The 10,597-nt window shown below is 75.0% G+C and carries 4 protein-coding genes and 1 pseudogene; 1 reads left to right on the top strand and 4 read right to left on the bottom strand.

Features of this window, described 5'->3' with window-relative positions; translation table 11 throughout:
- From ACFV61_RS01395 to ACFV61_RS01385, 3 genes and pseudogenes are all read right to left on the bottom strand, one after another.
- Nucleotides 1-627 (bottom strand): annotated as a pseudogene (locus ACFV61_RS01395) (hypothetical protein); the annotation flags it as partial.
- 329 nt (nucleotides 628-956) lie between these two features.
- A complete protein-coding gene (locus ACFV61_RS01390; protein WP_380489406.1) occupies nucleotides 957-1,550 on the bottom strand; it encodes a fasciclin domain-containing protein in 594 nt (197 codons plus the stop codon).
- A gap of 190 nt (nucleotides 1,551-1,740) precedes the next feature.
- Nucleotides 1,741-2,244, bottom strand: coding sequence for a GNAT family N-acetyltransferase (locus ACFV61_RS01385; RefSeq protein WP_063350778.1), 504 nt, complete (start codon nucleotides 2,242-2,244; stop codon nucleotides 1,741-1,743).
- 293 nt (nucleotides 2,245-2,537) lie between these two features.
- Here ACFV61_RS01385 and ACFV61_RS01380 point away from each other — a divergent pair, with 293 nt between their 5' ends.
- On the top strand, nucleotides 2,538-3,140 hold the full coding sequence (locus ACFV61_RS01380) for a hypothetical protein (protein WP_380489403.1): 603 nt from the start codon (nucleotides 2,538-2,540) through the stop codon (nucleotides 3,138-3,140).
- 79 nt (nucleotides 3,141-3,219) lie between these two features.
- Here the strand turns inward: ACFV61_RS01380 and ACFV61_RS01375 are convergent, their stop codons facing one another.
- Nucleotides 3,220-10,386 carry an amino acid adenylation domain-containing protein gene (locus ACFV61_RS01375; protein WP_380489400.1) on the bottom strand — a complete coding sequence of 2,389 codons (7,167 nt, stop codon included), beginning with the start codon at nucleotides 10,384-10,386 and terminating at the stop codon, nucleotides 3,220-3,222.
- Nucleotides 10,387-10,597 lie beyond the last annotated feature (211 nt).

The following is a 10,597-nucleotide window of genomic DNA, read 5'->3' as shown; positions in this document are numbered from 1 at the left end:
GTGGCCCCCACATCTGCGTTGGTGCCCCGCGCGGGGGTGGTGTTGCTCCCTTGTCCCCGCCCCGGTTGTGGTGGCCGTGGCCCCGCGGGTGTTGCCCCCCCCCCCACCGGCGATGAGCAGCGGGGTGGTTCCGTAGGTGCCGTTCCACACGGCGCTCAGCCCGCCGCCGCTGCCGCCCGTCGCGCTGGCGCCGGCGGCGTTCGTGAAGCCCTGGCCGCCGGCGCCGCCGCCGCCGTACGTCGGGCTGGTGCTGTTCATCACGCGGCCCTGCCCGGAGGTGACGGTGAGCCGCTGGCCGGGCGTCACGGCGAGGGTGCCGGTGGTGTAGCCGCCGCCACCGCCCCCGTACTGGCCGGTGTAGTAGGGGCGGGGGGACCCGGCGCCGCCGGCGCCGAAGACGCGGGCGTAGACGCTGCTCACCCCGGCGGGCACGGTGAAGGTCTGGTCGCCGCCGCTGTAGGTGAAGCGGACGCAGTTGGTGTTGGTGGCGGACGGCGTGCAGGAGACCTGGGCGCGGTTCCGTTCGACGAGGCCCGGGGCGGTTCGCTGCGGGTGTACGGAGGCGGCGAGGGCGAACCTTCCTTGCGGCACCAGGCACAGCAGCGCGAGGACGCCACGCAGCAGCATGGACACTGGACCGTCGACCAACGACCGCACCGGACGCACCGGCGCCTCCTCTCGCGATCACGCGTCAGCACGCGTGCGCGACCAGGAATAACCGACGTCACGGTAGGCAGCGGTCACTCGCAACCCGTGTCATCTGATCATTACGTGGGAATCCCTGCTATTGGCCCATGAGGAGGCCTCGGCCGGGTCTCGCGGGCGGCGACGGAGTCGCTGCTCCTGCCCCGGAGGACTCCGGTCGGAAACCCGCCCGGAACGACGGGTCGGGGTGGGGAGCACCCACCCCGACCCGTGTGTCGCCGTTTCCAGCTCGGTCAGTGCGCTCAGCGCGTTCAGCCGAACACCGGCACCTGGTCCAGCACCGCCAGCCGCGCGTTCGCCGTCCGGATGCTGCCGCACACCACCTGCGCACCGCCGATCCGGTAGTCGTCCCCGCTGCCGGTCGCCTTGATCACCGCACCCTGCAGCGAGGTGTAGGACTTGTCCGCCAGATCGGCCTTCCGCAGGTCCCGGACCACGATCAGCCGGCGCAGCAGATCGCTCGCGCCGGGCTGGGCGCCCAGGGCCTTCTTCTGCTCCTCCGGCAGTTTGGCGAAGTCCGCGTCGTTCGGGGCGAAGACGGTGACGTTGTCCATCGAGTCGAAGACGTCCTTGGCCTTGGCCGTCTTGATCAGCGAGGACATCGCGGTCAGGTCCTTGGTCTGGTCGATCGTGGACAGCACCGGGATGCCGTTCATCGAGGCCAGGCTCCCGGGGCCGTCGGCCGGCAGCGCAGCGCAGTTCGGGCCGAACGCCTGCTCCGGCGGGGGAGGTGCGGCGACCGCCGGCGCGGCAGCGTCGCTGCCCACACCGGTGCAGCCCGCGAGCGGCACGAGGGCCAGCGCGACGGCTGCGGTCAAGACGGGGCGGGTCGTGCGACGACGCATGCGAAGTCCTCCTCAAGGGGGCGAACCGGCCTATCCGGGCTGAATACGCTCAGATAGTGACACGGGAGCGGGGTGATCCCCGGGACTGGCCTCACTTGACGAACCATCACTGGACAACGTCCGGCTCCGGCGGACCGGCCCGCCCGGCCGGCGGGCGAGCCGAACGGGCTGTCCTCGCCCGGACCCCCCGTCAGGGGGTGAGTCGGAACGCCTCCAACTCCATGCCGTACCAGCGGGTGGTGCGGCCCAGCGCGGTCATGCCGAGCCGGTGGCAGACGGCCAGCGACGGCCGGTTGTCCGGCCGGACCACCGCGTGGATCTCGGCCAGGCCGTCCGCGAATCCCTTGGCCACGGCGCCCTGCGCGGCCTCGGTGGCGTAGCCCTGCCCCCAGCTGTCCGGATGGAGGTGCCAGCCGACCTCGACCTCTCCGTCGCCGTCCGGGATCGGGATGAGCAGGACGGAGCCGGCGACCACGCCGGTGTCCTTCCGTTCCGCCGCCCAGGTGCCGAAGCGCGGGTCGGCCGAGCGGGAGCGGAAGCGTTCGATCGCCGCCTCGGCGTCAGTGAGGTTTTCCAGGGTGCGGGGATCGCGGCCCAGCCACTGCGTCACCTCCCAGCGGGAGTAGATGTCGAGTGCCCGCTCGCGGTCCTCGGGTTGCCACTGGCGTATCGTCAGGCGATTGGTCGTGAACATGGAAGTGATTCTGCTCCGACTGACCTGCGGGTGCCAGGCGCAGGCGCTTCCGGCATCGACGGTGCGGCATCGACCGCACGGCCTCCCTCGCAGGGCTTCCGCCCCGCGGCTTCCACCGTCCCGACCGGACGGGCTCCCGTGCGCAGGGCGACTTTGGGCCAAGATTGCCTGTTCATGCGATCAGCACATGTTGTGCACACCTCCTCCCCGTAGGGTGTGGCCGTCCCATCCCGGGTTCCCCCGTCAACGGGCCGCATCGTGCTGCCCGCCGCTTGGACTGGAGTGAATTGACCATGTCTGACCGCCACTTGTGGAAGCGCCTGACAACTGCCGTCGTCCGCAGGGGAGTCGGCGCCACCCTGGGCGCCCTCGCGCTGATCGCGGCCTTCGTCCTCGCGGGAACCGTCGCCGGGACGTCGAGTGCGGCGGCCCAGCCGGCCGGCTGGGGCGGCCCCGGCAAGTGGGCTTGCTCCGGCGCGCCCGTCCAGTCCGGATGGGTCATCACCATCTACGACCGGACCGGCTGCAACGGCTCCGGCTCCTGGTATCAGGAACCGGTCAAGGACGGGATCTGGACCTGTTCGGGCTCGCCGATCGTCCCCGGGTACGTCATCACCGACCACATCCAGACCGGCTGCAACGGCATCGGCTCCTGGCGGCACAACCTCCCCAAGGACGGGATCTGGACCTGCGGCGGATCGCCGGTCGTCAGCGGATACGTCATCACCGACTACATCCGCAACGGCTGCAACGGCGTCGGGTCCTGGCGGCACAACCTCGCGCGCGTCGGCCTGTGGACCTGCCCGGGCTCGCCCATCCCGGCCGGCTTCCGCGCCACCACGTACAGTGCCGGCGGGTGCAGCGGCCTCGGCGCCTGGGCCCTGGTCCGCGCCTGACCCCACCCGCCTGGGGGGGGGGGCGCCGCCCCCCCGCGCCCGGGCGCGCCTGCCCGCCCGCCCCCGCCCCTCCGCTCGTTCAGGACCGGCGCAGCGCGGCGTCGGCCACCGCGCCGATCCGGCCGGCCGCCTCCCGGCCGAGCATCTCCTCGTGGCCGCAGGCGACGTCGTGCACCGTCAGCGCGCCGGTCAGGTGCGCGCGCCAGCGGTCGGCGAGCTCGGCGGCGGGGGCGCCCTGCACCTCGTCGGCGGCGGTGAACAGCAGCAGCGAGCCGTCGAACCGGCCGGGGGTGAACTCCCGGGCGATGTCCGTGTGGTGGCGCATCACCGCCATCAGCCGGCGCAGCTCCCCGTCGTCGATGCCCGCCCCGGCGGCGTGGTGGGCGAGGAAGGCCCCGCGGATCTCCTCGTCGGTCGGGTTGTGGTCGCCCGGCAGCACCGGGAAGACGTCCAGCGCCGCCAGGAAGGCCACCCGCTCGCCCGCCGCCTGGAGCTGCACCGCCATCTCGTGCGCGACCAGCCCGCCGAAGGACCAGCCCAGCAGGTGGTACGGGCCGTGCGGCTGCACCCGGCGGATCCTCGCCAGGTACGTGGCCGCCAGTTCCCGTACGCCGTGCGGCCGTTCCCACTCCCCCTCGGGCGCGGCGACGCCGTCGGACTGCAGCGCGTACACCGGCCGGGCCGGGTCGAGGTGCGGGGCCAGCTCCGCGTACGGCAGGCCGAAGCCGACCCCGCCGTGCACGCAGAACAGCGGCTCGGCGGTGCCGCCCGGCCGGATCGGCAGCACCGGCTCCAGCACCGTCGCGGGGAGCCGCTGCTCGGTGGCGGGCCGGGCGGCGGCGGCGAGGGCCGCCACCGTCTTGTGGGTGAAGACGTCGGCCAGCGAGAGCGTGAGCCCGGCCTTCGCGGCCCGGCTGACGATCTGCACCGAGCGCAGGCTGTCGCCGCCGAGGTCGAAGAAGTCCCCGTCGGCGCCGACCTGGTCGAGGCCGAGGATCTCGCCGAAGACCCCGGCGATGACCTCCTCGGCCGGCGTGCCCGGGCGCCGCACCGGGGCCTGCGCGGCGGCGGGCGCGGCACCGGGCGCCGGCAGGGCGCGGGTGTCGAGCTTGCCGTTCGCGGTCAGCGGCAGCGCGGGCAGCGTCACCAGCGTCGCGGGCACCATGTGCGCGGGGAGCGACTCGGCGACGAACGCGCGCAGCACCGGCACGTCGACGGCGGCGACGCCGGGCAGCGGCACCACGTACCCGGTCAGCTGGGGCACGCCGGTGGGCGAGGGCGCGACCTGCACCGCGGCCTGCACGACCACCGGGTGGCGCACCAGCGCGGCCTCGATCTCGCCGAGCTCGATCCGGAAGCCGCGCAGCTTCACCTGGTGGTCCACCCGGCCGACGTAGTCGAGCGTGCCGTCGGCCCGCCAGCGGACCAGGTCGCCGGTGCGGTACATCCGGGTGCCGGCCGGCCCGTACGGGTCGGCGACGAAGCGCTCGGCGGTGGTGACGGGGCGGCGCAGGTAGCCGTGCGCCAGGCCGGTGCCGGCGATGTACAGCTCGCCGGTGACGCCGACCGGCGCGGGCGCGAGGGCGTCGTCCAGGACGTACAGCCGGTGGTTGTCCAGCGGGCGGCCGATCGGCGGGCGGCCGCCGCCGGGGCGCAGCGGGTCGCTCCAGGTGGCGCAGACCGAGGCCTCGGTCGGGCCGTAGGCGTTGCGGAACTCGGTCAGCGGGGCGAACCGGTCGACCAGCGCGGCCGGGCAGGCCTCGCCGCCGACCAGCAGGTGCAGGCCCTCGGGCAGCACCACGTCCTCGGGCAGGCCGGCCACCACGGTGGGCGGCAGCACCACGTGGTTGACCTGGTGCTCGGCGAGCAGCGCGCCCAGCACCTCGCCGGAGACCCGGCTCTCGTCGGTGGCGACCACCAGGGTGCCGCCCGAGTACAGCGAGACGCCGAGCTCCCAGACGGTGGCGTCGAAGCTGAACGAGGCGAACTGGAGCACCCGGGTGTCCGGCCCCGCGCCCATCCGCGCCTGGTGGTTGGCGGCCAGGTTGGCCGCCCCCAGGTGCGGCACCGCGACGCCCTTGGGGCGGCCGGTGGAGCCCGAGGTGTAGATCACGTAGGCGACGTCCTGCGGGACGAGCGGCCGGGTGCGGTCGGCGTCGACGGGGTTGCGGTCGGGCCGGCCGGTCAGGTCGGACCGGGTGCGCAGGGAGTCCAGGACCAGCGGGACGACGCCCTCGGGCAGCCCCGGGATCCGGTCGGCGACCGCCTCGACGGTCAGCACCTGGGCCGGCGCCGCGTCGTCGAGCATGTAGGCGATCCGCTCGGCCGGGTACTGCGGGTCGACCGGCAGGTAGGCGGCGCCGGTCTTGAGCACCGCCAGCAGCGCGATCACCAGCGGCGCGGAGCGCGGCATCGCCAGCGCGACCACGTCGCCGGGGCCGACCCCGCGCTCCAGCAGCAGGTGGGCGAGCCGGTTGGCCCGCTCGTTGAGCGCCGCGTAGGACAGCCGCATCGTCGCCGGGCCGGCCGGTACGCCGTCCGGGCCGATCAGCGCGGGGTGGTCCGGGTCGGCGGCCGCCAGGCCCTCGAACACGGCGGTCAGGGTGACCGGGGTGAACGGGGCGGTCGGGCCGGCCCACTCCTCCAGCAGGACGCGGCGCTCCTCGGCGGTGAGCAGGTCGAGGGCGCTGAGCGGTGCGTCGGGGGTGCGGGCGGCGGAGTCGAGCAGGGTGGCCAGGGCCCGGGCGAGGCGGGCCGCCGTCGCCCCGGTGAACAGGTCCTCGCGGTACTCCAGGCGGATGTCCAGTCCGGCCGGGGCGCCGTCCGGGCCGGTCCGCTCCAGCACCTGGAAGGACAGGTCGAACTTGGCCGTCGTGCTGCCGATCGGCAGCACCTCGGCGCTCAGGCCGGGCATCGCGGGCAGCGGGTCGGCACTGTTCTCGAAGGCCAGGATCACCTGGAAGAGCGGCTGCCGGCCCATCGAGCGGACCGGGTTGAGCTCCTCCACCAGGTGCTCGAACGGCAGTTCGGCGTGCCCGTAGGCGGTCAGGTCGGTCTCCCGGACCCGCCCGAGCAGGGCGGTGAACGCCGGGTCGCCCGAGGTGTCGGTGCGCAGCACCACGGTGTTGACGAAGAAGCCGACCAGGTCGCGGACGGCGTCGTCGGTGCGCCCGGCCACCGGGCTGCCGAGCGGGATGTCGGTGCCCGCGCCCAGCCGGGTGAGGAGCGCGGCCAGGCCCGCCTGGACGGCCATGAACAGGCTGGCGCCGCCGCGCCGGGCCAGTTCGGCGAGCCGGGCGTGGGTCTCGGCGGGCACCGTGCACTCGACCTCGGCGCCGCGGTGCCCGGCCCGGGCCGGGCGGGGGAAGTCGGTGGGCAGGTCCAGCTCCTCCGGGATGCCCGCCAGCGCCTCGCGCCAGTGCGCGAGTTCGGCGCTGGCCAGGCTGTCCGGGTCGTCCTTGGAGCCGAGCAGTTCGCGCTGCCAGAGCGCGTGGTCGGCGTACTGCACCGGCAGCGGCTCCCAGCGCGGCCCGGCGCCGTCCAGCCGGGCCCGGTAGGCGTCGGAGAGGTCGCGGGCGAGCGGGCCGAGCGACCAGCCGTCGGCGGCGATGTGGTGCACCGTCAGGGCCAGCGCGTGGCTGTCCCGGCCGAGGGTGAACAGCCGGGCCCGCAGCGGCACCTGGGCGGACAGCTCGAAGGGGTGGGCGGCCTCGGCGGCCAGCGCCGCCTCCAGCGCGCCCGGCGCCGCCCCGGAGAGGTCCACCACGACCAGCGGGGCGCCGGCCTGCTCGGCCTCCTCGGCGGAGAGCACCAGCTGCGAGGGCAGCCCGTCGGCCTCGGCGAAGACGGTGCGCAGGCTCTCGTGCCGGGCCACCACGTCCCGGACGGCGGCGGCCAGCGCGGCGGCGTCCAGCGGGCCGGTGAGGCGGACCGCCAGCGGGATGTTGTAGCTGCCGGTGGGGCCGTCCATCTTGTCCAGGAACCAGAGCCGCTCCTGGGCGTGCGAGAGCGGCACCGAGGACGGCCGGTTCGGGACGGCGCGCAGCGCGGGGCGCCGGGGGGCCGGCTCCGCCGCGTCGGCGGCCGCCGACTCCGGGTCGAGGACGCGGGCCAGCGCCTCGGCCGTCCGGGCGTCGAACAGGGCCCGCACCGGGACGTCCGCGCCGAGCGCGGCACGCAGCCGGTTGGCGACCCTGGTCGCGGACAGCGAGTGGCCGCCGAGTTCGAAGAAGTCGTCGTCGGCGCCGACCCGGTCGAGCCCGAGGGCCTCCGCGAAGACCGCGCAGAGCAGTTCCTCGCGCTCCCCCACGGGCTCGCGTCCGGTGCCCGCCCGCTCGTCCGGCGGGGCGGGCAGGGCCTTGCGGTCGACCTTGCCGTTGGGGGTCAGCGGCAGGTCGTCCAAGGGAACGTACACGGCAGGGATCATGTGCGTGGGCAGCACCGATGACGCCCGCTCCCGCAAGCGGTCGCGGTCGATCCCTGCCGGTACGACATAGGCGACCAGGCGGGCGTCCCCCGCCTGGTCGGTGCGGGCCGTGACGACGGCCCGCGTCACTCCGGGCTGCGCCGCGAGCACGGACTCGATCTCGCCGAGTTCGATGCGGTAGCCACGGATCTTCACCTGGTGGTCGCTGCGCCCCGCGTACTCCAGGGCGGTGCCGGCGGCGTCCCAGCGGACGATGTCGCCGGTGCGGTACATCCGCGCGCCGCTCGGGCCGTACGGGTCGGCGACGAAGCGCTCGGCGCTCAGGCCGGGGCGGCCCAGGTAGCCGCGGGCCAGGCCGGTGCCGGCGAGGTAGAGGTCGCCGAAGGTGCCGTCGGGGACGGGGCGCAACGCGCCGTCCAGGACGTACACCCGGGTGTTGGCGATCGGGCCGCCGATCGGCGGCGGCCCGGCCGCGGTAGTGGTCAGCGGCGCGGCGGTGGACCAGATGGTGGTCTCGGTCGGGCCGTACACGTTGGTCACGGACGCGCAGTGCGCGGTGAGGGTGCGGGCCAGCGGCTCGGGCAGCGCCTCGCCGCCGACCAGGGCGCGCAGGCCGGCCAGCCGGGGGGCGTGGTCGGCGGCGAGCGACTGCCAGAGGCTGGGGGTGGCCTGCAGCAGGGTGGCGTCCAGGCCGGTGACGGCGTCCGCCAGGGCGGCCGGGTCGCGGACCGTCTCGCGGTCGGCGACCAGCAGTTCGGCGCCGGCGGCGAGCGGGACGAACAGCTCCAGGTTGGCGATGTCGAAGCCGAAGGTGGTGACGGCGAGGAAGCGGTCCTCGGTGGTCACCTCGAAGCGGGCGACCATGTCCTCGACCAGGTTGACCAGCGCCCGGTGCGGCACCACGACGCCCTTGGGGCGGCCGGTGGAGCCCGAGGTGTAGATCACGTAGGCGGGGTGGTCGGCGCGCGGGGCCGTGCCCGGTACGCGCTGCCCGGGCGCACCGGTCGCGGCGGTCGCGGCGTCCGGGCCGTCCAGGACCCACAGTTCGCCGGTGCTCATCTCGCCTTCGGAGGCTTCGGCGGCGAGGAGTTCGCGCACCCGGCGGTGGGTGAGGGTGACCACCGGGGCGGCGTCGGCGAGCATGTAGCGCAGCCGGTCGGCCGGGTAGTCCGGGTCCAGCGGCAGGTAGGCCGCGCCGGACTTGAGGACGGCCAGGGCGGCGACCACCAGGTCGCAGGAGCGGTCCAGCGCGATCGCCACCACCTGCTCCGGGCCGGCCCCGGCGGCGTGCAGGGCGTGCGCCAGCGCGTCGGCGCGGGCGTGCAGTTCGCGGTAGGTCAGGCGCTCCTCGCCGCAGCGCACGGCGGGCGCGTCCGGGGTGCGGGCGGCCCGGGCGGCCAGCAGCGGGGCCAGCCAGTCGCCGGGCAGCTGCGTCCCGGTGGCGTTGCGGGTCTCGGTGATCCCGGCGCGCTCGGCCTCGTCCAGGACGTCCAGCCGGCCGCACGGCTCGTCGGGCCGGGCGACGGCGGCGGCCAGCAGCCGGGCGAAGCGCCGCCCGACCAGTTCGGCCTCGGCCCGGGTGACCAGCGCGGGCACGTGGTTGACGGCCAGGCCGAACGGGGTGCCGGGGAAGACCGTGAGGGTGACCGGGAAGTGGGTGGCGGAGCGGACGTCGGCGCCGGTCACCCGGGGGCCGGTGCCGGTGGCCAGCGGCAGGCCGCCCATCGGGTAGTTCTGGAACATCAGGGCGGTGTCGAAGAGTTCGCCGCGCACGGCGGTGAGCTGCTGGACCTCCGCCAGGGTCAGGTGCTCGTGCGCCAGCAGCGCGGTCTGCGACCGCTGCACGTCGGCGAAGAGCTCGGCCGGGGTGCGGGCCGGGTCGACGTCCACCCGGACCGGGAGCGTGTTGGCGAACAGGCCCACCATCCGCTCGACGTCCGGGACCTCGGCCGGCCGGCCGGAGGTGACCGCGCCGAACAGCACGGTGTCCTGGCCGGTCAGCCGGGACAGCAGCAGCGCCCAGCAGCCCTGCACCACCGCGTTGACGGTCAGGCCGCGCGAGCGGGCGAAGCCGGTCAGCGCGGTGGAGACCTCGGGGGTCAGCTCCAGCGGGACGGCCTGCGGCAGCGCGGCCGCGCCGGCGGCCCGGTCGCGGCCGGCCGGCACCAGCCGGGTCGGGTCGACGACCCCGGCCAGGGCGGCGGTCCAGGCCTGCCGGGCGGCCTCCTTGTCCTGCGCGCCGAGCCAGGCCAGGTGCGCCTGGTAGCGGGCCGCGCCGGCCCGCGGCTGCTTGGCGGGGGTGCCGCCGGCCTTCAGCTCCTCGGCGAGCGCGGCGAGTTCGCCGATCAGCGAGACCATCGACCAGCCGTCCACCAGGATGTGGTGGACGGTCCAGACCAGCCGGCAGCGCCCGCCCTCGGCGCGGGCCAGGGTGAGCCGCTGGAGCGGCGGGCGGGCGAGGTCGAAGCGGCGCAGCCGGTCCTCCTCGGCGAGCCGGTCGAACTCCGCCTCCGGCCCCTCGGCGGAGGCCGCCACCGCGACCTCGCGCCACGGCAGTTCGACCGACGTGGGGATCACCTGGATCGCCTCGCCGTTCTTGCGGTGCCGGAAGCAGGCCTTCAGGTTGGGGTGCCGCTCCAGGAGCAGGCCCGCCGCGGTGCGCAGCGCGGCGGCATCGGCGTCGGTCAGCTCGTCCAGGTCGAGGACCAGCTGAATGGTGTAGACGTCCGTCCCCTCACGGTCGTACTCCGAGAGAAAGAGCAGTCCCTGTTGCAGCGGCGAGAGCGGAAGGACTTCACTGATGGCGGACGGCCGATTCAAACCGGGCTCCTCGTGGAAGGCCTGCAAGTGCGGAATAACAAACGCTTTCCGATGGCGCTGACGAGCAACTGACCGGCAACTGACGGACGGCTGACGCGTGCCTCCGGACGGGTCCGAAACCCTGGTCGCGGACCCCGTCAGCAGTCCGTCAGCCCCTCGTCAGCGCCCGGCGGGAGGCTTGCCGCCGAGGCTAATTCGTTACCGAAGGCCA

The organism is Kitasatospora sp. NPDC059817, assembly GCF_042731835.1.
Classification (GTDB): Bacteria; Actinomycetota; Actinomycetes; order Streptomycetales; family Streptomycetaceae; genus Kitasatospora.
This window is presented reverse-complemented; position numbering and strand designations above follow the sequence as displayed.

Bases quoted from the DNA above. Each gene is read 5' to 3' on its own strand.
- ACFV61_RS01390 (WP_380489406.1), bottom strand. From the start codon at position 1,550: ATGCGTCGTCGCACGACCCGCCCCGTCTTGACCGCAGCCGTCGCGCTG.
- ACFV61_RS01385 (WP_063350778.1), bottom strand. From the start codon at position 2,244: ATGTTCACGACCAATCGCCTGACGATACGCCAGTGGCAACCCGAGGAC.
- ACFV61_RS01380 (WP_380489403.1), top strand. From the start codon at position 2,538: ATGTCTGACCGCCACTTGTGGAAGCGCCTGACAACTGCCGTCGTCCGC.